At 73.5% G+C, this 26476-nt stretch carries 19 protein-coding genes; 9 read left to right on the plus strand and 10 right to left on the minus strand.

Annotated elements, in window-relative coordinates:
* Positions 1 to 118 precede the first annotated feature (118 nt).
* Positions 119 to 703, minus strand: a complete 585-nt coding sequence (gene grpE, locus WME98_RS23385; RefSeq protein WP_020464718.1) for a nucleotide exchange factor GrpE — start codon at positions 701 to 703, stop codon at positions 119 to 121.
* Positions 704 to 1007: 304 nt separating this feature from the next.
* Here grpE and WME98_RS23390 point away from each other — a divergent pair, with 304 nt between their 5' ends.
* A complete protein-coding gene (locus WME98_RS23390; protein ID WP_437953275.1) occupies positions 1008 to 2270 on the plus strand; it encodes an aspartate aminotransferase family protein in 1263 nt (420 codons plus the stop codon).
* A 1-nt stretch (position 2271) separates the two neighbouring features.
* A complete protein-coding gene (locus tag WME98_RS23395; protein WP_437953276.1) occupies positions 2272 to 4698 on the plus strand; it encodes an HAD-IC family P-type ATPase in 2427 nt (808 codons plus the stop codon).
* A 31-nt stretch (positions 4699 to 4729) separates the two neighbouring features.
* On the opposite strand, the gene WME98_RS23400 is transcribed toward WME98_RS23395, so the two are convergent.
* The 3 genes from WME98_RS23400 to WME98_RS23410 form a co-directional block, all read right to left on the minus strand.
* The gene (locus tag WME98_RS23400; protein WP_437335206.1) at positions 4730 to 5242 is read right to left on the minus strand and encodes a Fur family transcriptional regulator; all 513 of its coding nucleotides are present in this window, start codon (positions 5240 to 5242) and stop codon (positions 4730 to 4732) included.
* 101 nt (positions 5243 to 5343) lie between these two features.
* Positions 5344 to 6414, minus strand: coding sequence for a hypothetical protein (locus WME98_RS23405; RefSeq protein ID WP_437335207.1), 1071 nt, complete (start codon positions 6412 to 6414; stop codon positions 5344 to 5346).
* Positions 6415 to 6484: 70 nt separating this feature from the next.
* Entirely contained in the window at positions 6485 to 7279 is a 795-nt protein-coding gene (locus WME98_RS23410; protein WP_437953277.1) for an extensin family protein, read from the minus strand.
* Positions 7280 to 7649: 370 nt separating this feature from the next.
* Here WME98_RS23410 and hrcA point away from each other — a divergent pair, with 370 nt between their 5' ends.
* The gene (hrcA, locus tag WME98_RS23415) at positions 7650 to 8693 is read left to right on the plus strand and encodes a heat-inducible transcriptional repressor HrcA (RefSeq protein WP_437335209.1); all 1044 of its coding nucleotides are present in this window, start codon (positions 7650 to 7652) and stop codon (positions 8691 to 8693) included.
* Here the strand turns inward: hrcA and WME98_RS23420 are convergent.
* Positions 8686 to 9645 (minus strand): RluA family pseudouridine synthase, encoded by a 960-nt coding sequence (locus WME98_RS23420; RefSeq protein ID WP_437953278.1) that lies wholly within the window; start codon positions 9643 to 9645, stop codon positions 8686 to 8688. The genes hrcA and WME98_RS23420 overlap by 8 nt on opposite strands.
* A 316-nt stretch (positions 9646 to 9961) precedes the next feature.
* Between WME98_RS23420 and WME98_RS23425 the strand changes: the two genes are divergently transcribed.
* Positions 9962 to 10837, plus strand: coding sequence for a response regulator transcription factor (locus tag WME98_RS23425; RefSeq protein ID WP_437953279.1), 876 nt, complete (start codon positions 9962 to 9964; stop codon positions 10835 to 10837).
* A gap of 224 nt (positions 10838 to 11061) precedes the next feature.
* Complete coding sequence (locus tag WME98_RS23430; protein WP_437953280.1) at positions 11062 to 14067, plus strand: ArnT family glycosyltransferase; 3006 nt, start codon at positions 11062 to 11064, stop codon at positions 14065 to 14067.
* A gap of 337 nt (positions 14068 to 14404) precedes the next feature.
* Here WME98_RS23430 and cobA read toward each other — a convergent pair whose 3' ends face one another.
* Positions 14405 to 16096 (minus strand): uroporphyrinogen-III C-methyltransferase, encoded by a 1692-nt coding sequence (gene cobA / locus WME98_RS23435; protein ID WP_437953281.1) that lies wholly within the window; start codon positions 16094 to 16096, stop codon positions 14405 to 14407.
* A gap of 110 nt (positions 16097 to 16206) precedes the next feature.
* Here cobA and WME98_RS23440 point away from each other — a divergent pair, with 110 nt between their 5' ends.
* From WME98_RS23440 to WME98_RS23450, 3 genes are all read left to right on the plus strand, one after another.
* Positions 16207 to 16590 (plus strand): DUF4339 domain-containing protein, encoded by a 384-nt coding sequence (locus WME98_RS23440; RefSeq protein WP_437953282.1) that lies wholly within the window; start codon positions 16207 to 16209, stop codon positions 16588 to 16590.
* 178 nt (positions 16591 to 16768) lie between these two features.
* On the plus strand, positions 16769 to 17752 hold the full coding sequence (gene hemB, locus WME98_RS23445) for a porphobilinogen synthase (protein WP_061624961.1): 984 nt from the start codon (positions 16769 to 16771) through the stop codon (positions 17750 to 17752).
* A 3-nt stretch (positions 17753 to 17755) separates the two neighbouring features.
* A complete protein-coding gene (locus WME98_RS23450) occupies positions 17756 to 18304 on the plus strand; it encodes a hypothetical protein (RefSeq protein WP_437953283.1) in 549 nt (182 codons plus the stop codon).
* Here the strand turns inward: WME98_RS23450 and WME98_RS23455 are convergent.
* Genes WME98_RS23455 through WME98_RS23465 form a run of 3 tightly spaced genes read right to left on the minus strand, consistent with a single transcriptional unit; the run spans position 18301 to position 23482 of the window.
* Positions 18301 to 20220 (minus strand): ABC transporter ATP-binding protein, encoded by a 1920-nt coding sequence (locus WME98_RS23455; protein WP_437953284.1) that lies wholly within the window; start codon positions 20218 to 20220, stop codon positions 18301 to 18303. The two genes, WME98_RS23450 and WME98_RS23455, sit on opposite strands and share 4 nt — an antisense overlap.
* Positions 20221 to 20249: 29 nt before the next feature.
* On the minus strand, positions 20250 to 22046 hold the full coding sequence (locus WME98_RS23460; protein WP_437953285.1) for an ABC transporter ATP-binding protein: 1797 nt from the start codon (positions 22044 to 22046) through the stop codon (positions 20250 to 20252).
* A gap of 26 nt (positions 22047 to 22072) precedes the next feature.
* Positions 22073 to 23482 (minus strand): hypothetical protein, encoded by a 1410-nt coding sequence (locus tag WME98_RS23465; RefSeq protein WP_437953286.1) that lies wholly within the window; start codon positions 23480 to 23482, stop codon positions 22073 to 22075.
* A 389-nt stretch (positions 23483 to 23871) separates the two neighbouring features.
* Here WME98_RS23465 and WME98_RS23470 point away from each other — a divergent pair, with 389 nt between their 5' ends.
* Positions 23872 to 24483, plus strand: a complete 612-nt coding sequence (locus WME98_RS23470; protein WP_437953287.1) for a zinc-ribbon domain containing protein — start codon at positions 23872 to 23874, stop codon at positions 24481 to 24483.
* Positions 24484 to 24567: 84 nt separating this feature from the next.
* Here the strand turns inward: WME98_RS23470 and WME98_RS23475 are convergent, their stop codons facing one another.
* Positions 24568 to 26463 carry a serine/threonine-protein kinase gene (locus WME98_RS23475; RefSeq protein WP_437953288.1) on the minus strand — a complete coding sequence of 632 codons (1896 nt, stop codon included), beginning with the start codon at positions 26461 to 26463 and terminating at the stop codon, positions 24568 to 24570.
* Positions 26464 to 26476 lie beyond the last annotated feature (13 nt).

Below are 26476 nucleotides of genomic sequence, written 5' to 3' on the forward strand. Positions count from 1 at the left end.
TATTTGGGGAGATCGTGCGGCGAGGTGGCGGGGCACAGCAGAGTGGGCCACCGCCACGATGCGCATGAGGCAGGCGATGTGCGCCGGAGGGAGCCGGCGCGCGGAGCGGCGGTGAAGCTCAGTTCGCCGCGGGGGCGGCCTCGCCGGGCGGGCCCTTCGAGACGACGACCATCGCCGCGCGGATCAGGTAGTCGCCCAGCATGTATCCCGGCTGGACCTCCGCGATGACGACGCCGGCCGGGTGCTCGGTCGACTCGATCTGCTGGATGGCCTCGTGCACGCTGGGATCGAAGGGCTTGCCGACGGCGGCGATGCGCTTGATGCCCGTGCGATCGAGCGTGTCGACGAACTGCTTGGCCACGATGCGCACGCCCTCGGCGACCGACTTCACGTCGGGCGCGCTCTCCGCGTGGGTGGCGGCGCGCTCGAGGTTGTCGAAGACCGGGAGCAGGTCCTTCAGGATCGACTCGCGCCCGCGGCGCTGCGCCTCTTCGACCTCGCGCCGGGAGCGCTTCCGGAAGTTGTCGAAATCGGCGGCGGTGCGCAGCAGCTGCTCGCGCAACCGCGCGGCCTCGGCCTGCGCTTCGCCGAGCTTGTCTTCGGGGGTGGGGGCTCGCTGCTCCGCCGGCTCTGCGCGTTCCGCCTGCGCCTCCGCCGTCTCCCCGGTGTTCTGGCTCGACCCATTTTGTTCCGAATCGCTCATAGGACGGCCGGCACTATAACCAGCCGCGATCCGCTGGCAATCGCCAGGCCGAAGGTCGGTCCGCGGCGGGCGAGCGCCGGCGCCGCCGGAGGGCCGCGCCTCACCGGACCGGCCAGAGGCGCTTCGGGACCGGCCCCGGGCGCCTCGGGGCCGGCCGCGGGCGCTCGCGGGCGCTCGCTCCGGACGCGCTCCGGACGCGCTCCGGACGCGCTCCGGACGCACGTTTTGCCCGGGTCGCAGCAATCCGCGGCCGGCGTGCATCCACCGTTTGCTCCGACCCCCTGCCCGGCGTTAGATCGGCCCCATGAGCATCGCCCCCAGCCCCGCCGGCGGACCAGCCCCGGCGAACGCCTCGACGCCCGCCAGCTCGCCGCTCCTCGCGGCGCAGAAGCACCTCCTCGGCAACTACCGCCAGCCCGCGTTCGTCCTCGACCGCGGCCGGGGGTGCGAGCTCTTCGACACGGATGGGCGCAGGTACCTCGACATGTGCGCGGGGGTGGCGGTGGCCTCGCTCGGACACGCGCACCCGCGGCTCGTGGCGACCATCGCCGAGCAGGCGGGCCGGCTCATGCACGTCTCCAACTATTTCTTCAACGCGGAGAACCTCCGCCTCGCCGAGGAGCTCTGCGCGAAGACCGGCTTCGACCGCGCCTTCTTCTGCAACTCGGGCGCGGAGGCGAACGAGGCGATGCTCAAGCTGGCACGCCGCCACTTCTTCAACCGGGGCGAGACCGAGCGCTACCGGATCATCGCGTTCGAGAACGCCTTCCACGGCCGCACCCTCGGCGCGGTCGCCCTGACCGGGACGCCGAAGTACCGCGAGGGCTTCGGCCCCTCGCTCGCGGGCGTCACCCACGTGCCCTACGGGGACGTGGCCGCGGTGCGCGCCGCCATGGGCCCGGACGTCGCGGGGATCCTCGTGGAGCCGGTGCAGGGGGAGGGCGGCGTCCTGCCGGCCCCTGCCGGGTTCCTCGCCGAGCTGCGGCGCATCGCGGACGAGCACGGCGCCCTGCTGCTCCTCGACGAGGTGCAGACCGGCATCGGGCGCACGGGGCACTGGCTCGGGGCGACGTACGACGGTGTCCAGGGCGACGCGGCGGCGCTCGCGAAGGGGCTCGGCGGCGGCTTCCCCATCGGCGCGCTGGTGCTGCGGGAGCGGCTCAACGGCGCGCTGCCCCCGGGATCGCACGGCTCGACCTACGGCGGCAACGCGCTCGCCTCCGCCGCGGCGCGCACGGTGCTCGCGGTCGTCGAGGAAGAGAAGCTCTGCGAGGCCGCCCAGAAGCGCGGCGAGCAGCTCGGCCGCGGCCTCGCCGCGATCGCCGCGCGGCTCCCGGGCGTGTGCGCCGGCGAGCGCGGGCGCGGCCTGCTCCGCGGGCTCATCCTCGCGCCGGGCGTCGACGCGCGCGCCGCGCTCGGCCGCGCGCGCGACCGGGGCGTGCTGCTCACGATCGCGGGCAGCAACGTGCTCCGGTTCACGCCGCCCCTCATCGTGAGCGAGGCGCAGATCGACGAGGCCCTGGCGGAGGTCGAGGCCGCGCTCGCCGAGACGCCGGCTGCGGGTTGAGGTGGCCGCCTCGCGCGCAGCCGGGCCCGCCGTCGCGCCCCTCCCGTGCTCGGGCTGCAGCAAGCTGATCGATCCGCTCCGCGCGGGGCACGTCGCGATCTTCGATCAGCGCTTCCATTACTTCTGCAACGCCCGGTGCCGCCACGTCTTCCTCGGCGAGGCCTCGCCGGCGCCGGGCGACGCCCGGCCGGCCGGCCCCGCCGCGCACGGCGCGCCGTCCCTCGGCGCCCCCGCGCGCGGGATCTCGCCGGTCGCGCCGCCGGTGGCCGCCGGACCGCACGCCTCCGCGCCGCGCGCCGAGCCCGCGCGGGCGGGCGCGGACGACGGCGCCGCGCGCCTCGCCGAGCTCGACGCGCCGATCGTCGACGCGTTCCCGCCCGTGTCGCTCGACGAGCGGCTCCCGGACCTGCCCGTCCTCGACGACGACCGCGCGCTGCTCGAGCCCATCGGGAACACCATCCTGAGCGAGGAGCCGCAGCGCTACGAGGCGGTCGAGGCGCGGGACATCGGCGCGCTCCTGCTCGTGCTCGCGATCATCGCGGGGACGCTCGCGGTCGCGCTCACGCTCGCCGGCGACGCGAAGCTCGTCATCGGCGCGCGCATCGTGCTCGCCACGGTGAGCGCGGGGATGCTCCTCGGCCGCGCCGCCACGACCGCGCGCGACGCCACGGATCCGCACCCGGCGCCGATGCTCGCCCCCGTCCTCGGCGGGCTCGTGGCCGCGGTCTGGGCCCTCTTCGGCGACGATCGCGCGCTGGCGGCCGAGGCCGCCTCGCTCGCGGGCGTCATCGCCACCGCCAGCGCGATCAGCGCGTGGCTCATCGAGAGCGCCCGCCACCGCGTGTTCGCGGAGCGGGGCTGGATCGCGTCCGTGCTCTCCACGCCGGCGCGCCGGCCGCCGGGCGCGTGGGCGCCGAGCCCGGCGCCCGCCGACCGAGCCCTGCCGCGCGGCGACGACGGCGCGGCCGAGGGCGAGCTCTACGAGCTGCGGCCGGGCGAGAGCGCCCAGGTCGACGCGGGGGACGTCGTCCCCGTCGATCTCGTGGTCACGGGCGGCGACGTCGAGGTGCTCCCCTGGATCGGCGCGACCACGCCGGCGCGCCGCCGCGACGGCGACCCGGTCATCGCCGGGGCCACCGTGGTCCGGGGTCGCCTCGTCGGCGCGTGCACCTTCTCCGGCGGCGATCGCGCGGTCGCGCGCGTGCTGCTCGACGCCCGCCGGCGCGCGGACGCCCTCGCGCCCATCGCGCAGGCCTCCCGCGCCCTGACCGAGCGCTGGGCGATCGGCGCCGCGGTGATCGGCGCGCTCTCCGCCTTCGTCGCCGGCCGGACGCCCGTCGAGATCGCGATGACCGCGGCCGCCGTGCTCGCCGCGCTCGCCACGGCGATCACGGCCTCCATCGCCTCGGTGCACGTCGCGCGGGGCATCCTGCTCGGGCTCCGCCGGGGCATCGTCTACAAGAGCGCCGACGCCTGGGATCGCGCGGGCAAGGTCTCGGTCGCCGTGTTCTGCGCCCGCGGCACGCTGCTGCTCGGCGAGCCCGAGCTCGCGGAGCTGGAGGCGACCGGGCAGAAGCTCACGCCGGGCGACGTGCTCGCGCTCGCGGCCGGGGCCGAGCGCACCGAGGAGCACCCGGTCGCCACGGCGATCGTGCGCGCCGCCCGCGCCCGCGGCCTGCGGCCCGACGGGGTGCGCAACCCCAACTTCCACCCGGGCCTCGGCGTGACGGCCGTCACCTCGTCCGGCGAGGAGCTCTGCGTCGGCAACCGCGCGCTCATGCTCGAGCAGCGGATCTCGATCGCCGCGGCCGAGAGCCGCGTCGCCGAGCTCGAGGCGCTGGGGCGCACGGTGGTCCTCGTCGCGGTGGGCGCGCGGCTCGTCGGCCTCATCGGCCTGCAGGACGGGCTGCGCCCCGGGGCGCGGGCCGCCATCCAGCACCTGCTCGACGCGCAGGTCGAGCCCGTGCTGATGTCGGGCGACGCGCGCGAGACGTGCGAGGCGATCGGCCGCTCGCTCGACATCGACCACATCCGCCCCGAGGTGCTCCCCGCGGATCGCGGCGCCGAGGTGCGGCGCCTGATCGACGCGGGCACGAGCGTCGCCGTCCTCGGCCACGCGGGCGTCGACGACGCCGCGCTCGGCGCCGCGGACGTCTCCGTGGCCCTCGGCGCTGCCGGCGCTGCCCCCGCCGACTTCTCCGTCGTCCTCGCCTCGGACGACGTCCGCGACGCCGCGCTCTCCCTCGCGCTCGCGCACCGCACGCGCCTCGAGGCGCGCGTCGGGCTCGCGCTGAGCGTCGCCCCGGCGCTCGTCGGCGCCGCGGTGATCTCCGCGTTCGTGCTCCCGCCGGCCTACGCCCCCATCGCCTCGCTGCTCGGCGGCGTCATGGCCGTCGTCCACGCCCGCGCGCTCGACGCGAAGAGCTGAGCGCGCGCCGCCGACGGCGCCGCGCCTCGGGCTACGAGACGCCGGACGCCGCGTCCTTGGAGTCGCGGCAGTCCAGGCAGACGCCGTACATCTCGTGCTTGTGCCAGGTCACCTCGAAGCCGTACTTCGCGGCGATCTCTTCCTGGAGCGCCTCGATGCGCGGCTCCTCGAACTCGATGATCTTCCCGCAGCTCACGCAGATGAGGTGGTCGTGGTGCGCGCTGGCGTCGTCGGCCAGCTCGTAACGGCTGAGGCCGTCGCCGAACCGGCGCTCGGAGGCCACGCCGCACTCCGCGAGCAGCTTGAGCGTCCGGTACACCGTCGCGTACCCGATGCCGCGGTCGTGCGCGCGCACTTCCGTGAGCAGGTCCTCGATGGTCATGTGCGGCGCGCCCGAGAAGAACGTGTCGACGATCAGCCGGCGCTGCGCCGTCGACCTCAGCCCCTTCTTGGCCATGTACGCCTGGAGGCGGGCGCGCAGCCGGTCGAGGGCAACTTTGTCGACGTGGGTCACGTTGTCCCCCTCTCTCGCAACGACGGCCATGACGAGTTTATCCCGTTCGCGGCGAACCGCGTCAAGGCCGGCGACCGCGCCTGCTCGACGTGACCCGCCCGTTGCCGCCGTTCCCCGTCGCTATGCGCTCGTCACTCGCCGACCTGCGCCATGTAGCTGACCTGCGCGGCCGAGCCTCCCAGGGGGCTCAGCAGCGTGACGGGCGGCGCCACGAGCCCGGCCGCCGCCGTGTTGTCGATGACGACGTAGTAGAGGCCCGGGCGCAGCTTGTAGCGGCGCGTCTCGACGATCCCGGGCTGCAGCGGGCCGCCCGCCTGCACCGGGCCGGGCGGGGGGCCGAGCGGCTTGCCGGTCTGGTACGCCTCGCGCCACGCGTCGCCCGTCAGCTTGTCGACGATCATGATGTCCACCGGCGCGCCCTGCACGCTCACCTTGAGGTAGAGCGCCTGGTCCACGTCGGCGACCTCGAACGGCCCGAGGTAGTCGCGCTGGTGCGCGTGCACCTCGACGACCTCGTTCGCGAACGTGTACCGCTCGTCGTCCTCCACCTCGAACGGGTGGTGCGGCCGCTGCGGCGGCATGAGGATCCCCAGCGTGAAGTCCTTCCCGGTCTCCTCGTTGTAGAGGACGGTGAACCCGCGGGTCATCTCGCCCGCGACGAGCTGGTTGCCGATCAGGTTGGCGATCCCGCCGAACGGCGCGACGTTCGCCATCACGTCGATGACGGGGTTCTCGACGTAGCCGAGCTGGAAGCTCGGGCCTTGCACGATCCGGTTCAGCCGGCCCCACACGTAGATGTCGTCGCCCGCGATCTGGAAGTCGGGCCGGTACTCGACGGAGGTGGTGAGGGAGAAGCCGACCCGCTTGGCCGGCTGCATGTAGCCGTACCCGGTGCCGGCGATGTGCACGGTGACCGTCTGGGCGGAGTCGTTGACGTCGTACGAGCACTGCATCGGGAAGAACCGCCCGATGCTCGACGATCGGTCCTGGAGGCGCAGCGAGACGCCGCTCTTCAGCATCTCGGGGCAGATCTTGCTGGCGCCGAAGTTCGAGAACAGAAACCAGCGGAGGCCGGGGCTCGCGTTCACGGGGCCGCTGACGCAGGGGCAGCCGACGAACGTGAACGACAGCGCGACGGCGGCGAGCGTCAGCGCCGCCGATGCGGCGGAGGCGCGGGGGCGCGGGGAGCTTCGTGCGGGCACGCGGGGTAACATAGCGGGTCGACCTCGGGGCGAGAGCGGGTTTGCGCCCGGGAGGGCCGCCCCTCCCGGATCAGCGCACGAGACGCCATTGGACGCCGGGGGTCACCTCCAGATGCAGGTGGTTTTTGTGCGCCCGGTCGTAGTTGGGCGTGAGGATCGACGTGAAGATGTGCTGATCCGCGGCCTCGCACACGATGGAGCGCAGCTCGCGCGCCGCCGCGTCCGCGGGCGGGCCGCCGCTCGCGCCCTTGCCGGCCGCCCTGGGGCGCCCGGTCGCCTTGGCGCCCTCGCCGCACACCGGCGCGCCGCGCCTGCCGACGAAGTCGCGCTCGACGTCGAGCCACTCCTCCGCGAACCCGTCGCCGGCGCGCTCCTTGACGAACCTGTAAGGATCGATGGCGAGCCCGCCCGGGTGCCTCGTGGCCAGCTTGCCCTCGGGCCACACCTTCGACGGAGGGCGCCAGGCCGAGAACATCAGCACCTCGACGACGTCGTGCACGCGCAGGATCCGGCTGAAGTCCGAGAGCGCGAGCGCGAGGCGGCAGTCGAAGACGTCGTACGGGTTGTCCGCGCGCTGGTGAGCCGGCAGCGCCGTCCGGTAGAGGACCCCGCCCACCCCCTGCATCAGCCGCACCGGCGCGAGCACGCCCGGCGCGCGCGGCACCGGCTCGAACGCGATCTTCCGCCGCGCGAGCGCCGCGCGGCACTGCTCCGCGCTCATGGCCGCGTAGCGCGCCGACGGGCGCTTGGCCCAGTCCTGGTCGAACCGCACCTTCGGCTTGCCCTGCGCGCTCGGCGCGGCGGCGAGCGGGCCGAGCGCGAGGGCGAGGGCGGCGGCGGCAGCGGCGTGGCGTAAGGACGGCATCGTTGGCAGGGACGGCCTCCGGCGCGGCGTGGTGCCCGCTGGAGCTGAAGAAATGAAGAAGGAGGAAGGCCGGAGGGCCGGAGGGCCGGAGGGCCGGAGGGCCGGAGGGCCGGAGACGGAGCGCCGGAGGGCCAGCCACCGGCAGCGGCGATGCTGGACCCTCGGGCGCGGCGGTCGCGTCCATCCTACCGTGCCATTTGACCGGGCCGCGCGATCGCCTCAAAATAGGTCTCATGCGCATCCGTGGGCCCAGCGCCCGCACGCGCGTCTTGACGTATGGGAGCGAAGGTCCGGCCCGCATGGCTTCCCGGTCCGGGCGGTCCCTGGTCCAGGTAGCCACAGCGGCGCGCACCCGCCGCCTGCAGTCGACATGGGAGATGTTTCCAATCGCGCTCGAAAGATCCTTTTCGCCGCGGTCACCGAGTTCATCGCGACGGGCGACCCCGTAGGCAGCAGGACGCTCGCGCGCAAGTACGGGCTGGATCTCTCGGCTGCCTCGATCCGCAACGTGCTCGCCGACCTCGAGGAGGCCGGCTACCTCCACCAGCCGCACACCTCCGCGGGCCGGATCCCGACCGACCGCGCGCTCCGGTTGTTCATCGACGCGCTCGTGGAGATCCGGTCGCTCTCCCCCGAGCAGCAGGCCGAGCTCAGCGCCAGGTTCGCCGAGATCTACACCGTGGCGAGCGACCCGCTCCGCGAGACGGGGCGCTACCTGTCGGAGCTGTCGGGCGCCGCGGCGGTCGTCGCGGCGCCGCGGGCGGAGATCCGCGCCCTCGGCCAGCTGCGCTTCATCCCGACGAAGCCCGGGCAGCTGCTCGCGGTGCTCGTCTTCGCCGACGGCTCGGTCGAGAACCGCTTCATCTCGATCGACGAGGCGATCAACGAAGGGGAGCTCACCCGGATCCACAACCTGCTCGCCGACGTCATCGAGGGGCGCACGCTGGGCGAGATCCGGGATCTCTTCGCCCGCCGCCTCGCCGACGAGCGCCTCCAGATCGACGCGCTGAGGCGCCGCGCCTTCGAGCTCGGCAGCAAGGCGACGGCCGACGTGACGCGGCGGAGCGAGGTGGTCATCGAGGGGCAGAACCGCCTCATCGATCTGCCCGAGTACGCCGACGTCGACCGGCTCAGGAAGCTGATGAAGGCGCTCGAGGAGCGCGAGGAGCTCGTCGATCTGCTCGACCGCACGCTCGCCGCGGGCGCGGGCGAGGTCACCGTCTTCGTGGGCAGCGAGGCGGGCGACCTCGGCGGCGGCCAGCTCAGCCTCGTCGCCGCGCCGTACATGGAGAACGGGCGCGTCGCCGGCACCGTGGGCGTGCTCGGCCCGACGCGGATGGACTACGCGAAGGTGATGCCGCTCGTCGACGCGACCGCCGCGGCGATGAGCGAGGCGCGCGGCAAGGTCAGGTAGCGTCCTTCGGGCGCCGCTCGCGGAGCCGCTCGAGCACCTCGTCGAAGTCGGGGGGCGGCGGCGCCTGGAAGCGCATCGGCCGGCCGTCGGCGGGGTGGTCGAAGCCGAGCTCGACGGCGTGGAGCATCAGCCGCGGGGCGGGGATCTTCGGCCCGCGGTAGTCCCGCACGTAGACCGCCTCGCCGACGAGCGGGTGCCCGGCCTCGGCGAGGTGGATGCGGATCTGGTGCGTGCGCCCCGTCTCGAGGCGGCAGGCGACCAGCGTCGCGGCCGCGGCGCCGGCCCCCTCCTCGGGCCCGCGGAGCGCCTCGATCGGCTCGACGTGCGTCACCGCGAGCTGCCCCTCGCGCCGGCCGTCTCTGGCCGAGCCGCGCAGCCCGTCGCCCCGATCCTCGACGAGGTAGCTGCGGTACGTGCCGCGCGCGACGGCGCCGTGCGCGACCGCCAGGTACTGCCGGTGCATCGCGCGGACGCGGAGCTGCTGGGCGAGGTGCTTCTTCGCGGCGAGCGTCCGCGCGAAGACGAGCAGCCCGCTCGTCCCCTTGTCGAGGCGCTGCACCACGCCGAGCGGCGCCCGCCCGCGCAGGCGGTCGCGCCGGGCCAGCACCTCCCGCACCAGCGCGTCGAGCGTCGCGGCCTGCTCCGCGGGGTCCTCGTCGCCGTAGGGGATGGTGCTCACCCCGGCGGGCTTGTTCACCACCACGACGCTCGCGTCCGCGTAGACCACGAGCTCGCCCTCGAGCTTGCGCCGCCGCACCGTCTCGGGCCGCGGCGCGTGCAGGCGGACCTCGATCTGCTCCCCGCTGAGCACCCGCCGCCGGGCGCTCGTCGCCACCGCGCTCCCGACGAGCACCTTGCCGGTCTCGATCAGCCGGCGCGCGTCGGACCACGAGACCGACGAGAGCGCCCGGACGGCCCCGTCGAGCGGCCGCCGGTCCAGCGCGGCCGGCACGGTCCAGCGGCCATCCTGCGGGGGGCGCACCGGGGCGGCCGGGCCTTCGTCGATCGGATCGGCGGCGTCGCGGGGGTGGGGGCGGGGATGGGGGCGGGGGGTCGGGGCGGCGGGGCGGCGCGGGCGCATGAGGGGTCGTGGGGGGCGCCTCGGCTCCGCCCACAGGCGTGGGACCGGGCTCTACCGGCGCGGAAAACGCACATCCGCGGGGCCCGCGGGGGCGAAATACACCGCGAATGTTGACACATCGCGCGACCGGAGCCGAAGATATCCAGAGCCGTCATCGCTTTCTCGCCATCTGAGAGGAGACCCGTTCGTGGCCAGCACCCTTCTCGCCGTAGACGACAGCGTGACCATGCGCAAAGTGCTCGAAATCACCTTTGCGGGTCAGGATTTCCGCGTCGTGACGGCGAGCAGCGCCGACGCTGCGCTGCAGAAGCTCAAGAGCGATAAACCCGACCTGGTGATCGCCGACGTCACGCTCGAGCCGAAGAACGGCTACGAGCTGTGCAAGGCGATCAAGCAGGCCTCACCGGCGACGCCCGTCCTGATCCTGTCGTCCAAGCAGAACCCGTTCGATCCCGCGAAGGGCTCGAGCGCGCAAGCCGACGACCACATGGACAAGCCGTTCGACACCCAGCAGATGATCGACAAGGTCAAGAAGCTGCTGGCGTCGCGCGGCGAGGCGAAGCCGGCCGCCGCCGCGGCCCCCGCCGCTGCGACGCCTGCGCCCGCGCGGGCTCCCGCCGCGGCGCAGCCCGCCGCCGCAGCGCAGCCGGCCGCCGCGGCGCAGCCCGCCGCCGCGGGCGCGAGCCCGCTCCAGCGCGCGAAGACCCTCATCTACACGCCGAACGCGCCCGCCACCACCACCGCTGCGCCGGCCCAGGCCTCGGTCAAGACGGCGCCCGGCGGCGCGGCGAACGTGCCGGTCACGACGACGATGGCCTTCTCGCCGACGCCGGTGTCCGGCGTGCCGAAGACGGCGTCCGGTCCTGCGGCGGTAGCGGCCACCGCCTCCGCGCAGGTGAACGGCCAGATGGCGAGCAAGCTCGAGGGCCTCGGGCTCAGCGCCGAGCAGGTCGAGGCCGTGATGGCGCTGTCCCGCGACGTCGTGGAGCGCGTCGTCTGGGAGGTCGTGCCGGTCCTCGCCGAGACGATCATCAAGGAAGAGATCGCGCGCCTGACGAAGTAGCCGCGCGCCGCGCCGGCCGTCCCGGCGCGGCGCGCGATCCCGGGCGGCGCGCCGCTCATGAGCGGCCGCTCTCGGGTTGAGCCCGTGCAGACCTCGAGGAACGCCCGCGCGCGCATGCGTCCATCGATCGGCGTGCGCTGCGCGAGCGCGCGCGACCGCTGCTTTGCCCGGCGACGCAGAGTTGCTACGTCAGGGCCGCGCCTCGTTCCGCGTTCGGCGCAGCCATGAACGACACGCACGACAAGAGCAGCGGCGCGCCCGCGGACGCCCGCGACGGGACGGCCGCGGCGGAGGAGACGACCGAGGGCGGCGTGGCGCCACGCGCCGCCACGCCGGAGGACGAGACGGCAGCGCGCGACGGCGCCGCCGGCGCGGACGAGACGGCAGCGCGCGACGGCGCGGCCGGCGCGGACGAGACGGCAGCGCGCGACGGTGCGGCCGGCGCGGACGGGGCGGCAGCGCGCGACGGCGTGGCCGGCGCGGACGAGGCGGCAGCGCGCGACGGCGCGGCCGGCGCGGCCGGCGCGGACGAGGCGGCAGCGCGCGACGGCGCGGCCGGCGCGGACGACGCCGCGCCCGACACCGACGAGGTGCGCCTCGTGCCGCAGGGCAACCCGCTCCGCTGGCGCGGCGCTGCCGTGTCCGCCGCGGGCGCCCTGCTCGCGTTCGTCGTGATGGCGCTCGCGCCTCAGCTTCGCTGGGGCGTCCCGCTCGGCGCGCTCGGGATCGCCGTCGCGACGCTCGGCCTGCTCGACCTGCTCGGCACGTTCGACGATCCGCCGGAGCGCGTCGCCGCGCGCGTCGGGATCCGGGATCTGCTCGGCCCGCTCGCCCTGCTCGCTTCCGGGCTCGCCGCGTTCTTCGTCCTCGTCACGCTCAGCGTCGCGGGCTACCTCTCGCCGAGCTCCCTCTCGCGGGGCGGCGCGCCCACGCTGCTCTCGCTGGCGGTGCCCGCCGTCGCCGTCCCTGCCGCCTTCCTCACGGCCGTGATCGGCGCGTTCCGGCTCGGCGAGCGCCTCGGCCCCTGCCGCGCCGACGAGACCGGCGCTCCGCGCCCCCTCCTCCGGCGGCACGGCTTCTGGCTCGTCGCCCTCGTCACGCTGCTCTACCTCCCCATGCTCGGGAGCCACGCGCTCACCGACCCGTGGGAGACGCACTACGGCGAGGTCGCGCGCGAGATCCTCGCCAGGAACGACTGGATCTCCCTCTGGTGGGCGCAGGACGGCTGGTTCTGGTCGAAGCCGGTGCTCGACTTCTGGATGCAGGCGCTCGCCATGGCGGCCTTCGGCGTCCGCTACCGGTCGGGCGAGATGCTCTCGGCCGTGGCCGAGGGACGCACGCCGTGGCCCGAGTGGGCGGTCCGGCTGCCCATCTTCGCGCTGACGCTCATCGCCGTTTACCTCCTCTACAAGGCCGTCTCGCGGATCTTCAGCCGCCGCGCGGGGCTGCTCGCGGGCGTCGTCCTCACCACCATGCCGCAGTGGTTCATGGTCTCCCACCAGACCATGACCGACATGCCCTTCGTCGCGACGATGGCCGCGGCGATGGCGCTCCTCCTGCTCGGCATCCACACCGACGACGCGGAGGAGGCGCGCGTCTACGAGGTCGATCTCGGGGCGCTCAAGGTCGGCCTCTCGCTCTACCACCTCGTGCTCGGGGCGATCGTCGCCTGCGCGCTGCCGCAGCTGCTCTACCTGCTGTCGCGCCACGTCGAGATCCACACGGCGCCCTTCGGCCTGCGCCTCCACGGCGATGTCTTCAGCTCCGGCTCGCCGGGCAACTGCGGGCTCCCCGGCAACGAGGCCTGCCGGTCGGTGCTGCCCGTGCTCCCCGGACTGCAGCCGGCGCTCCAGGCGATCATCTGGGCGCAGACGCTCGGGATCGTCCTGTACGCCAGCTGGGGCGAGCGGCGCGTCCAGCGGCTCCTCTTCCTCGCCGCGTGGTTCTTCGCCGCCCTCTCCACGATGGCCAAGGGGCCGGCCGGCTTCGGGCTCCCGGTGCTCTGCGCCCTCGGCTACGTCGTCGTCTCGCGCCGGTACCGCGACCTGCTCAAGATGGAGATCCCCGTCGGGCTGCTCGTGCTCGCGTGCGTCGCGCTCCCCTGGTTCGTCGCCATGTACGCGCGGCACGGCCAGCCGTTCACCGACCGGCTCCTGTTCCACGACATGTTCAAGCGCGCCTTCACCCACGTGCACGACACGAACGAGGGCGACGACGTGAGCTTCCGCTACTACGTGTGGCAGCTCGGCTACGCGACGTTCCCGTGGACGGGGCTCGTGCCCGCCTCGCTCGTGTGGTGGCTCCGGCGGCGCGAGGGCGGAGCGCCGGACGAGCCCGGCTCGGCCGAGGTCCGGAAGAGCGACGCCTCGGTGTTCCTGGCGATGTGGTTCCTCTTCGGCTTCGCGCTCTTCTCGCTGATGCTGACGAAGTTCCACCACTACATCCTGCCGGCCGTCCCGCCGGCGGCGATGCTCACGGGGATCCTGCTCGACGACATGCTGCGCCTGGAGGCCCGCGCGGGCGCGCTGGGCTCGGGCGCGGCCTCCGCGCCGGCGCCGCCTTCGCGCGCGCTGGCGACGGTCGTCTACGAGCGCGCGATGCTCGGCGCCGTCGCGATCGGCGCCGCGCTCCTCGTCTTCTTCGTCGGGCGGGATCTCGCGATGGCGCGCGAGGGGCAGCCGAGCCAGGCCAGGCTGCTGCACCTGTTCACGTACAACTACAAGCGCCCTTGGCCGCAGTCGCTCGACTTCTCCGCGACCCTGTGGGCCTTCACCGCCGCGGCGGCCCTCCTGTGCTTGCTGCTGGTGGTCGCGCGCCTCCGCCGCCTCGCCCTCTACGCGCTCGCCTCGCTCGCGATCGCGTTCACGGCGTGGGGGCTCGACGTGTACTTCGTGCGGACGTCGCCCCACTGGGGCCAGCGCGAGACCTTGCTCGCCTACGCGCGCGCGAGCCAGGAGATCCCAGGGCCGCTCGTCGCCTACCAGATGAACTGGAAGGGCGAGAACTTCTATGCCGGCAACAAGCTGGCCGCCTTCGTCTCGAGCGGAAAGAAGTTTCAGGACTACATCAACGAGCAGAAGAAGAAGGGCGTGAAGACCTTCTACTTCGTCACCGAGCACGGGCGCATCAACTCCCTGTCGAACGAGCTAGGCAGCCCCCGCATCTTCGAGCGGCTCACGACCATCGAGCTCAACAACAAGTTCCTCGTCGTCCGCGCGACCTTCGAGTGACCGAACAGCGACCGAAGGTCTTTATCTCACCACCGCTGTCCGGATGTGAGGCTGTACGCCCGCTCCCATCCGCGGAACGCGGTTGTCGATTGACGACAGCACGCGGACGTCGCGAATCCCTTGCAGCTATGTCCATGCGGTAACGCAAGGGCGCAAGACAGGTCCTGCCCGGACGCTCTAAGTGCCCGAATTCACTCCAGGAAGGCGCGGGCACGCCTCCTGCTCTCTCCGGACCCGAGCGTCGCGGCGGAGACCTTCCCCCCCCCCAGGTCCGCCGCGGCGCTCTTTCTTTGCGCCGTCGAGCGCGGAGCTCGCCGCACGCCGTGCGATCGGCTCCTCAGTCGGCGGCGCTCGTCGGTGCAGCTTGCAACGCAGCGAAATATCGATCCAGCGCGTCCAGGAGACCTGCTGTGGTGCTCACCTCCGCGGTCACGCCGACCCGGAGCCCCCGCTTCTCGGCGGTCGCGGTCGTGATCGGGCCGATGCTCGCCAGGAGCACGCGCTCGAGGCGCGCCGCGGCGCCCTCGCCGAGGAGATCGCACAGGCTGTCGACGGTGCTGCTCGACGTGAGCAGCACGACGTCGATCTCGCCCGCCGAGAGCGCCCGGAGCAGCTGCTCGCGGCGATCGCTCGAGGCGGGGCGGGTCTCGTAGACGGGCACGACGTCCACCTCGCAGCCGGCGGCGCGGAGCCGCTCGGGGAGCACCTCGCGGGCGACGAGCGCGCGCGCGAGCAGGACGCGGACCGGGGAGCGCGCCGCCCTGCGCTCGGCCAGCGCGGGATCGGCGAGGATGGCCTCCGCGAGCTCCTCGCCGCGGAACTCCTTCGGGACGATGTCGGCGCGGACGCCGCGCGCGGCGAGCGCGGCGGCCGTCCCGACCCCGATCGCGGCGAGGCGGGCCGAGCCGAAGGCGCGCGCGTCGAGGCCGAGCCGATCCAGCTCCTCGAAGAAGCGCGAGACCCCGTTCTCGCTCGTGAACACGACGGCGTGGTACCCGGAGAGCCCGCGGACCGCCGCGGTGACGCGCGCAGGGTCGGGCGGCGGGTGGATCTCGATGGTCGCGAGCTCCACCGCCTCGCCGCCGCGGAGGCGGATGAGCCGCGACGTCGAGCGCGCCTGGTGCCGCGGGCGGGTCACGAGCACGCGCTTGCCGAACAGCGGCTTCCGGTCGAACCAGCGCAGCGCGTCCCTGAGGCCGGTGACGGCGCCGACGACGATGACCGCGGGGCTCTGGAGCCCCGCCTCCCGGGCACGGCGGGGCAGCGCGTCGAGGCGGCTCGAGACGACGCGCTGGTCGGCCCGCGTGCCCCACTGGATGGCCGCCGCCGGCGTCGCAGGATCGCGACGACCCGGCCCCATCAGCCCCGCGACCACCGCGTCGAGGGCCTGCATGCCCATCAGGACGCAGATGGTCCCGCGGACCGAGGCGAGCTCGCTCCAGTCGAACCCCTTGCCCGCCCGGGTGACGCCGCTGACGATCATCACGCTGGAGGCGATGTGCCGGTGCGTCAGCGAGATGCCGGCGTAGGCCGTCGCGCCGAGCGGAGAGCAGACGCCCGGCACCACCTCGAACGGCACCCCGGCCCGCGCGAGCGCCTCCGCTTCCTCCGAGCCGCGCCCGAAGAGGAACGGATCGCCGCCCTTCAGGCGGACGACGCTGCGGCCCGCGAGCCCGAGCGCGACCAGCTCCGCGTCGATCTCCGCCTGCTTCGCGTCCTTCACGACCCGATCGCCCCCGCGCTTGCCGACCGAGCGCACCTCGGCGCCCTCCCGCACGCCGTCCAGGAGCGCCGGGTGGACCAGCTCGTCGTGCAGCACGACGTCGGCCGTGGCGAGGAGCTCCGCGCCGCGCAGCGTGAAGAGCCCCGGGTCGCCCGGGCCCGCGCCGACCAGGTACACGACGCCCGGCCTGGCAGCGCCCGGCCCCCCGCCCGCGGCCCGCGGCGCCGCCGCGCCGTGACCCTCGTCGGAGGGGTCGTCGCGCCTTGGAAGCGCCGTCAAACTCCCGTCGTTCTGTCGTTCACTCATGGCAGACGTTGATTGTCATAGCGAATCTGCAGTGATGTTGACTCGGTGCGTTAAGGGGATAGAATCGCACCGGCTCGATTCAACATCCGGCGGTTTCTGGAGTCCATTCAATGAGATCTGTGAAACTGTCCCAGGAGCTGCGGAGCTCGGAGCGCGGCTTTACGGACCGATGGTACGTCACCAACGGGGAGCGATCGGTCGGCCCGGTCAGGCTCGACCAGCTCGCGCGCGGCATCGAGAACGGAGTCGTCCCGCTCGATAGCTTCATCCGCAATGAAGCATGGACCGTGTGGTGCCCGCTGTCCGACATTGCAATGGTCACGGTCGCCGCCACGGAGACGCCTGCAGAACAGCCGGACGAGGCCTTGGCGCTGGACGCGGACGACGACGATACGGTGCCGCTGTCGTCCCAGCAGACGCCCTCTCCGGTGACCCCGCCGCGTCCGGCGTCGGCGGCGCGCCAGACCTTGCGCCCTGGAGCGGCCCAGCGTTGAGCCATGTCCGCGCGCGCGGCGGGGCGGGCGCGGCCGGCAGAAGGAAAGTGGAGGGCCGGTCTCATGCGGGCGGTTTCAGGCGAACACTAGCCGATTCCAGCGCTCGGGCGATCCACGGATCGCGCGCGGCGAGACCGGAGCGGTCCCCGCGGGCGAAGGGCTGCTATGCTCCGCCGCCGTGTTCCCCACGAAGCGACCGCGCCGGCTCCGCCGCACGCCCGCCCTCCGCGCCCTGGTGCGGGAGACGTCCCTGAACCCGGGGGATTTCATCCTCCCCCTCTTCTTCAACGAGGCGCTCGACGCGCCGCGCCCGGTCGGGACGATGCCGGGCGTCTCGCAGCTGCCCGTGAGCGCCGCGGCGGCGCAGGCGCGGCTCTGCAAGGAGCACGGCATCGGCGGGACGATCCTGTTCGGGCTGCCGCGCACCAAGGACGCGTCGGGCTCGAGCGCCTACGACCCCGACGGCCCGGTCCCGCGCGCCGTGAAGGCGATGAAGGACGCGGTGCCGGAGCTGCTCGTGATCACCGACGTGTGCGTCGACGAGTACACCGACCACGGCCACTGCGGCCTGCTCCGGCAGGACGCGTCCGGCGCGATGGACGTCGACAACGACGCGACGCTGGAGGTGCTCGCGCGGGCGGCGGTGGTCCACGCCAAGGCGGGGGCCGACGTGGTCGCGCCGAGCGACATGATGGACGGCCGCGTCGCCGCCATCCGGCGCGCGCTCGACGCCGAGTCGCTGACGGGGACGGCGCTCCTCTCCTACGCCGTGAAGTATGCGTCCGGCTTCTACGGGCCGTTCCGCGAGGCGGCGGACTGCGCGCCCAAGTTCGGCGACCGAGCGGGCTACCAGATGGATCCCGGCAACGCGCGCGAGGGCCTGCGCGAGGCGGCGCTCGACGAGGAGGAGGGGGCCGACATGCTCATGGTGAAGCCCGCGCTCGCGTACCTCGACGTCATCGCGCGCGTGCGCGAGGCGACGACGCTGCCGCTCGGCGCCTACAACGTCAGCGGCGAGTACGCGATGATCAAGGCGGCCGCCGAGCGCGGCATGATCGACGAGAAGCGGGCGGTGCTCGAGCTGCTCACGTCGATCCGGCGCGCCGGGGCCGATTTCATCCTCACCTACCACGCGCTGGACGCCGCGCGCTGGCTCGGCTGAGCCATGCGGAGCCAGAAAGCGGGCAGGGGGGCTGCGCGGCGCGCGGGGTGGGCCGCCTGCGCGGTGGGGGCGGCGGCCGCCCTCGCCGCGGGCTGCGCGCCGAGCCGGTGCGACCGGTCCGAGAGCGCGAACCCGCCCGTCGAGTTCACCGAGGCCACGCCGGCGGGGGGCATCTACGAGACGTCGGCGCCGGACGGTGAGCTCCTCTATTTTCCGGGCGGCATGCGGTACGCGCTCAAGCACGGCCTCGGCGCGCGGCCGCGATGGTGGCAGGTGTACCTGTCGTTCGAGAGCGACGGCACGAGGCGCGGCGGCACGCTGGCGCACGCGGCGGGCAACCAGGCCGAGGTGACGTGCGCGGACGACCAGCACCTGATCGTGATGAACGACAGCTGCTCCGAGTACTGGCTGCGGGTGGTCGCCGGAGGCGCGGACGTCGCCGACGAGGGCGCGTCCGGCGCCGACGGAGGCGCGGACGGCGCCGACGAGGGCGCGGCGAGCGCCGCCGGCAAGTGCTACGGCGACGACGATCCGGCGCCCGCCGATCCCTAGGCGTGCGCCGCCGCCTGCCGGGCGAACTGGAGCCGGTACAGCTTGCTGTAGACGCCGCCGGCGGCGAGCAGGTCCTCGTGCGTGCCCTGCTCGACGACGCAGCCCTTGTGGAAGACGACGATGCGATCGACGGCGCGGATCGTCGAGAGGCGGTGCGCGATGATCAGCGCGGTGCGCCCCTCCATGGCGCCCTCGAGCGCGCGCTGCAGGCGCGCCTCGGTGTCGCTGTCGACGTTGGCCGTGGCCTCGTCCAGGATGAGGAGCGGCGGATCGCGGTAGAGGGCGCGGGCGAAGGCGATCAGCTGGCGCTCGCCGGCGCTGAAATTGCTGCCGCGCTCGAGCACCGGGGCGTCGAGGCCGCCCTCGCGGCGCTCGAAGAGATCGAGCGCGCCGATGCGGTTCAGCGCGTTCACCACCTTCGCGCGATCCGGGATCGCGTCGCCGGCCGCGATGTTCGTGAGCACCGTGCCGGGGAACAGGAACACGTCCTGCGGGACGACGGCGAACTTGCGGCGCAGCTCGTCGCGCGCGTACGCGCGGACGTCGCGGCCGAAGACCCGCACGGTGCCCTCCTCCACGTCGTAGAGGCGGAGCAGCAGCGACGCCACGGTGCTCTTGCCGGCGCCGGTCGCGCCGACCAGCGCGACCTTCTCGCCGCTCCTCGCGGCGATCGAGACCTGCCGCAGCACGGGCGCGCCCGGCTTGTAGCCGAACACGACGTTGTCGAGCTCGAACGCGACGCTCTCGTCCGCGGCCATCGCCGCGTCGGTACAGCTTGCCGTGGCCGTCGCGTCCTCGTCCTTGTTGTCGAGCAGCTCGAAGATGCGCTCCGCGCCGGCCATCGCGGACTGCAGCAGCGTGTACCGGGCCGAGAGATCGCGGATCGGGACGAAGAACATGTCGATGTAGGCGACGAAGGCGAACAGCGTCCCGAACGAGATCTCCTCCTTGAAGCTCTTCACGCCCGCGTACCAGAGCACCGCGGCGATGCAGACGCTCGAGACCATCTCGATGGCGGCGTCGAGCGTCGCGTCGAGCACGATGGAGCGGTTGTTCGCGTTGCGGTAGGCGGCGTTGATCTCGTCGAACTCCTCGGCCGAGCGCTCCTCCCTGGCGTAGGCCTGCACGACGGCCATGCCGGAGACCTGCTCGTTGAGGTACGCGTTCATCCGGGCCGTCTTCGCCCGCACCTCCCGGAAGGCGTCGCGGATCCGGCGCCGCGTCCAGTTGACGCCGAGCGCGACGGGCGGCACCGCCGCGAAGGCGAGCAGCGACATGCGCCAGTCGAGCGACACCATCACCACGACGATGACGGCGAGGCGGAGCAGGTCGCCGAACGCGTTGAGCGCGCCCGACGCGAACATCTCGCCGATGGCGTCCACGTCGTTCGTCACCCGCGTGACGAGCCGGCCGACCGGCGTGCGATCGAAGAACCCGAGGCGCCGGGTGTGCAAGAACCCGAAGACGCGCGCGCGCAGGTCGGCCATGGCGCGCGCGCCGGCGAGCTGCATCAGGTAGAGCTGCGGGAACGCGAGCGACTGCTCCGCGAGCATGACGCCCGTGAGCAAGAAGCCGTTGCGCGTGAGGCGATCGAGCCCGCCGGGCGCGTCGAAGGCGTCGAGCGCGTCGCGCATGATGAGCGGGCGGAGCAGCGCCAAGAGGGCGGTGACGATGAGCAGCGAGAGCGAGAGCGCGAGGTGCTTGCCCTGCGGGCGCACGAACGGCCACAGCCGCAGCAGCATGCGCGCGTCGTACGCCTCGCCGAGCTGCGCCTCCTCGTGGAAGCGGCTCAGCACGTCCTCGGTGCGGCTCGCCTTCTTCGCCGCGCGGCCCCTGCTCGCCGAGGACGGCGCCGGCCGCCGCGGGCCCGCGCCCGCCTCTCCAGCGGCCGTGGCGCCGCTCGGTTTCGCCTGCATCGTCGCGCTTTCTCCTGAGCCTGGCTGCGTCACGAGAGCTCCACCGGCCGCGAGGACGGCGTCGCCTCGAGGGTCGCGAGATCCTCTTCGAGTTGCTGCTCCTCGGCGAACGACGCGTACAGCCCGCCAGCGCGGACGAGCTCGTCGTGCGTGCCGCGCTCGATGACCTGGCCCTGCTCCAGCACGATGATCGCGTCGCACCGCCGCGCGGCCGCCACCCGGTGCGTGATCAGGATGACGGTCCGCCGCGCGGCCTGTCGCTCGATCGCCGCGAGGATCGCCTGCTCGGTCTTCGCGTCGACGGCGGAGAGCGGATCGTCGAGGACGAGGACGCTCGGCTCGCGCACGAGCGCGCGCGCGAGCGCGACGCGCTGGCGCTGCCCGCCGGACAGCTGCACGCCCCGCTCGCCGACCACCGTGTCGAAGCCGTCCGGCAGCGAGAGGACCTCGTTCAGCACCTCGGCCTCGGCGGCGGCGGCGCGGATGGTCTCGAGCGCGGCGGGCGAGTCCGGATCGTCCAGCGAGTAGCCGATGTTGCGCGCCACCGTGGTCGAGAAGAGGAACGCGTCCTGCTGCGCGTAGCCGATGCTCGCGCGCACGGTCTCCAGGGGCAGATCGCAGATGTCGACGCCGTCCAGGAACACCGTGCCGCGCGGCGTGGGCATGAGCCGGGCGAGCAGCGTGGCGATGGTGCTCTTGCCCGAGCCCGTGCGCCCCACGATCGCGAGCGAGCCGCCCGCCTCGACGTCGAAGCTCACCCCGTCGACCACCTTCCTCGCGCCGTGGGAGAAGCTCAGCTCCTTGACGGAGATGGCGCCGCGGACGACCTCGGGGGCGGGCGTCGGGCCGCTCACGACCTCGGGGATGGCGTCGAAGATGGCCTTGAGCCGCACGTAGCCGGCGCGGCCGCGCTGGACGATCGCGGCGACGAAGCCGAGGGCGAGCACCGGCCACGTGAGCCGCAGCAGCGCGAGCCAGAAGGAGACGAAGTCCCCCCTCGTCATCTGCTGCTCCAGCACGAGCCGCCCGCCGTACCAGAAGACGATGAGCACGCCGACCGAGCTGATGGCCCCCATGAGCGGCCCCATGGAGCCGCGCAGCTTGGCGAGCGAGAGGCTCCTCTCGAGGTACGCCTGGTTCGTGCTCGAGAACGCGGCCATCTCGGACGCCTCGAGCGCGAACGAACGGACGACCCGGACGCCCGCGAGGCTCGCGAGGACGCGGTCGCTCATGGCGCCGATCGCCTCCTGGTTGTCGCGGGTGCGGATGAAGAGCTTGGTCGAGAACGACCGGGTGACGAGCATCAGCGCCGGCATCGTCAGGAGCGCCGCGAGCGTGAGCCGCTTCGAGATGTTGAGCATCACGTACAGGGCGCTCGCGAACGCGAAGAGCGAGCCGACGACGTTCAGCAGGCCGAAGCCGAGGAGGAGGCGGACCTGCGTCAGGTCGTTCGTCGCCCGGCTCATGATGTCGCCGGTCGGCATCTTGCGGAAGAAGGCCGGCCCGAGCTTGTGCAGGCGCGCGAGCAGGATCGCCCGGAGCTCGTACTCGACGTTGCGGCCCGCCGTGAAGATGGTGACCCGCGAGAACACGCGCATGACCGCGGCGCCCACGCTCACCGCGAGCATGATGAGCGCCGCCCGCGAGGCCTCGCCCGACTGGAGCTGCACGGCGGCGTCGACGGCGTCCTTGACGAGGAAGTCGCGCTTGGCCATGAGCAGCTGCTGCGTCGCGAGCAGCGCCGAGCCGGTCAGGTAGAGCGGGAGCTTGCTGCGGAACTGGGCGCCGAGGCCCACGGGGTAGGTTGAAGGATCGCGCTTGACCATTGAGGGGGAGTGCCGCGCGGCGACGCTCAGCGCGCCTTGCGCGGCGTCGGCGCGAGCGGCTTGCGGTGCGATGTCGAGAGCGCGGGTCGATCCCGCCCGTCGACCACGAGCTCGAGATCGTCGAGCTCGAGCCTGGTCGCGAGCAGGCCGAGGAGGACGCGCGCGCCTCCGCGGCCGTCGAGCTCGCTCACCACGCCGATCTTGTCGCCGAACGGCCCTCGGCGCACGCGGACGCGGCTCCCCTTCTCGAGCGCGCCGCCCTTGGCGGGCTCCGGCGCGGGCTTCGCCGCGGCGTCCGGCTCGCCGGACGGGGCGCGCTGCGCCCGCGGCGCGGGCTCGGCCGGCGGCCTCTGCGGAGCTTCGGCCTTCGCCTGCGGCTCCGCCTCGCCGTGCGGCGCTCGCCGGGCCGGGGCGCCGCCCTCTGCGCCGTGCCTCGACGCGGGCCGCGGCTCTCCTCCGCGACCGGCGCCGCTCGTCGATTTGAACAGCGTCGCCAGGGTCGGCCGGCGGGCGGGGAGGGCGGCCTCGACGCGCTCGTCGCCGCGGGCCCGGGCCTGCTCCATCGATCGCTCGCGCGCCCGGGCCTGCTCGGAGCGCCACCGCTCGTTCTCGGCCTCGAGCTCGGCGTGGGCGCGCGCCCGCTCCTGCTCGATGCCCTCGAGCTTGTGGTCGAGCGCGATGCGATCGTTCTCGCGCGACCACGCGACGAGCCGGTAGATGGGGGCCAGCGCGACGAGCGCGTCCTCGAGCTGCTCGTCGAGGATGTCGGCGTGCTCGATCGCGGTCTCGCGCGGGACCGACCAGCCGATCCAGAGCGGCACCTGACCGTCGGCGGCGCGGCGGAGCATCTCCGTGATCGCGTCGCGCGTGGCCGCGCTGCAGGCCACGCGATCGCCGCCGCCGGCGCCGAAGGAGAACTGCTCCGGGAGCGCGTGGAGCGCGCTCGTGAGCTCGGCCGCGAGCGGCGAGGCCGGCTCGCCGGTCGCCTCCTCGGTCGTCGAGAGGCGGGCCCGGAGGTTGTCGACGTCGACCTTCGCGTCCGGGTGGACGGCGAAGCACACCTGCACCTCGCCCTCCGAGATGCGCAGCGCGAGGAACGCGTGCCGCGTGTAGGGGCTCGGATCGTCGATCGCATCGGAGATCGAGCGGCCGCGATCGAGCAGGCGATCGAGCTCGTCGCGCGCGGCCTGATCGCGCCAGAAGAAGACCCACTGGCAGTCGGCCCGGTGCTTGTTGCGGATCGACGGGTGCTCGTCCGAGCCATGGACGTCGACCGAGATGCCGAGCTCGCTCAGCCGGGCGACGACGCCGCGCGCCCAGGCGAGCGCGCGCTGCTTCACCTCGAGGCGGGGGCGCGAGTAGGCCTTCGAGGTCGCCTTTTCGGCGGCGTACGCGTCGAAGTCACGAGCGGTGAGGTGCAGGGAGGGATGGCTCATTGCTTCGACTGGGTGCGAGGCGCGGCGTGGCGTGGCGTGGCGTGGCGTGGACGGGCGCAGCCCGCGGTCGGTCACGGGAGGGGCTGAGCTCCTCGTGAAAGTCGCGCGGATGGTATCGTGAGGAGCTTCGAAATCAAAGCCTCCACGCCGCGCGATCGATCCCGGCGATGCGTGGAGGCGGCACGCTTGACCGCCATGACAAGCATGTCACCGTAGGCACTCCCGTGCCCCCTCAAGAGGGCGATCCCACCCAGTTCATCGAGATCCCCGCGTAAATTGCGCATCTCCAGCGCAGCGGGGCCGCTCCCGGGCGCTCCCGTCTACCTCAGTCACCCGAGCACCCGAGCCCGTGAGCCTGCGAGGCCCGTCGGCCTGACGAAAGAGGAATCATGGAACAGCATCGAGACGAGCACATTGTCTGCGCGAGCTGCGGCACGTCGTTCCTATTCTCGGCCGCGGAAGCCGCCGTCTACGCCGAACGGCGGCTCGCGGCCCCGCCGAAGCGGTGCCGGACCTGCCGCCGCGCGCGCAAGGACAACCGAGGGGAGCACGAGAGCGCGTCGACCGCCCGCGCGGCGCAGCACCAGCGCCCTGGGCCGGCCCGGAGCGCCGGCGGCGGGTACCGCGGCGCGGCGCGCGGCGACGGTCGGCCTCGGAAGCCCCACTACACGGGCGACGTGAACGAGTACCGCAGCCCGATGCAGGACGCGTACTCGGGGCTCGCGCCCGCGTGGACGGTGCCGAGCCAGTACCCGCGCCGTCCGCGCGGCGGTGCGCCCGCCCGTGACGACGGCAACTACCGCGCGCCGTCGTTCGCCGGCGAGCGACGTGCTCCCGCGCAGGGCCGCGCCGCGGCGCAGCCACCGCGCGCGCCGCGCAACCGTCCGACGTTCTCGATCACCTGCAAGTCGTGCGGCTCCGAGGGCGAGGTCCCGTTCAAGCCGGTCGAGGGCCGCGACGTGTTCTGTCAGGCGTGCTACCGCGCGCGCAAGCCTGCCTGAAGACCCCGCCAGCGCAGCCGCGAGCGCGCAGCAGCCCGGCCTCCCCAGGCCGGGCTCTCTCGGGCGGAGCAGCCCCGCACCTAGCTAGAGGCTGATCTCGCAGGCGAGCTCGGAGGTGAAGCCGAGCTCGCCGAGCGTGATCGTGACCTTCACGCCCCCGCCGGACGCGCGCCGCGCCGTCTCCTCGACCATCCCCACGACCCACAGCCGGAGCGGCAGCGAGGCGGGGTCGAAGTCGCCGATGTGGAGCGTCACCCGCCCGGTCGGCCCGGTGGCCACGCGCCACGAGCCAAACGTGAAGAGCCGCGACCAGATCGAGGTCCCGCGGCGCATGAGCGACGCGATGTCGGTCAGCGGCCGGGCGAACAACGTGCGCACGAGGCTGTGCAGCTCGCCGCCCACGCCGAGCCTCCCGATGTCGCGCCAGCGCTCGAGATCGCGCAGGACGAGCGACGTCGCGAGCTCCATGTAAGCGTCGAGCGCCTCGAGATCGTATCCGACGAGCGCGTTGATCGAGTCGTGCTTGAAGTCGTCGGCGTAGCGGAGCGGCATCTGCGCGACGACCTCGTCGCGCGCGCTCCTCCCGTACTCGTCGACGATGGTGCGGTCGACGCTCCGCAGGACGGGGCCGCGCACCTGGTACTGCCCCCCCGCGAAGCGCGCCGGCAGCGGCCGGACCGGGGTGACGTTGGGCCGCCGCGTGTCGCGCTGCCGGTTGATGAGGGCGCCGAAGTCGGCGCTGCGCACGGTCGGCTCGGACCGGAGGCCGAGGTCGGCGCTGCGCACGGTGGGGAGCGACTCGCCGCGCTGCGAGAGCAGGGTGGGCTCCGAGCCGCGGCTCCGCAGCGCGTTCGAGAGCGTCGCGCCGGGCGCGGGCTTCGCCGGCTCGGACGACGGCCGCATCATGGGCGGCGCCTCGGTGACGCGGCTGCCCGACACGAGCGGCGGCGAGATGCGCATCGGCGGCGCGGGGCTCACGTCGAACGACGTGCCCGCGCGCGAGCGGTCGCGCGAGGACGAGAGCCGATCGCGCTCGTTCTCCGGCGCGTTCCCGAGGCTCAGCGCCATCCGCCGCTGCACGTTGATGAGCCGGCCGAGCGCCGCCGTCCGCCGCGGCGGCTCGGGCGCGACGCGCTCGAGCTCGCGGACAACGTCGCCGGCCGTCTGGAAGCGCTTCGCGGGATCCTTCTGCAAGAGCCGCTGCACGATCGCCTCGAGCCGCGGGTCGACGGTCACGCCCGCCGAGGCGAGCGTCGGCACCTCCGCGTGCACGACGCGGAACGCCGTCGCCACGGCGGTCGGCGCGCGGAACGGCCGCGTGCCCGTGAGCACCTCGTACAGCAGGACGCCCACCGAGAAGAGATCGCTCCGCCCGTCGAGCGGCGACTCCCCCGTGGCCTGCTCCGGCGACAGGTAGTCCGGCGTCCCGAAGACGACGCCCGTGCGCGTCCGCGGCGAGGGGCCGTCGGAGTCGAGCACCTTGGCGATGCCGAAGTCGAGCAGCCGGACGACGGCCGAGCCGCGGCTCGGATCGAAGGCGATGAAGATGTTCTCGGGCTTGAGATCGCGGTGGATGATCCCGGCGCGGTGCGCGGCGTCGAGCGCCTCCAGCACCGGGATCGCGACCCCGACGGCGGCTTCCATGTCGAGGCGGCCGAAGCGCGCGAGCGCCATGCCCAGCGACTCGCCGTCGAGGTGCTCCATCACGATGTACGGACCGAGCTCGCCGACGCCCGCGTCGATCACGTCGACGATGTTCGGGTGGCGGATCCGGTTGACCGCCTGCGCTTCCTGGAAGAACCGGTGCGAGAGCTCCGAGTTGTCCGCCAGCTCGGGGTGGAGGAATTTGATCGCAACGGCGCGACCTGCGAGCACGTGCTCCGCCCGGAACACGTCGCCCATGCCGCCCCCGCCGATGCGCTCCGCGAGGCGGTACTTGTTGTCGACGAGGAGGCCGGGGGTCGGGGGTCGAAACGCCATCTGCTGCCGCTGG

This window comes from Sorangium sp. So ce296 (genome assembly GCF_051529605.1).
Lineage (GTDB): Bacteria > Myxococcota_A > Polyangia > Polyangiales > Polyangiaceae > Sorangium > Sorangium cellulosum_D.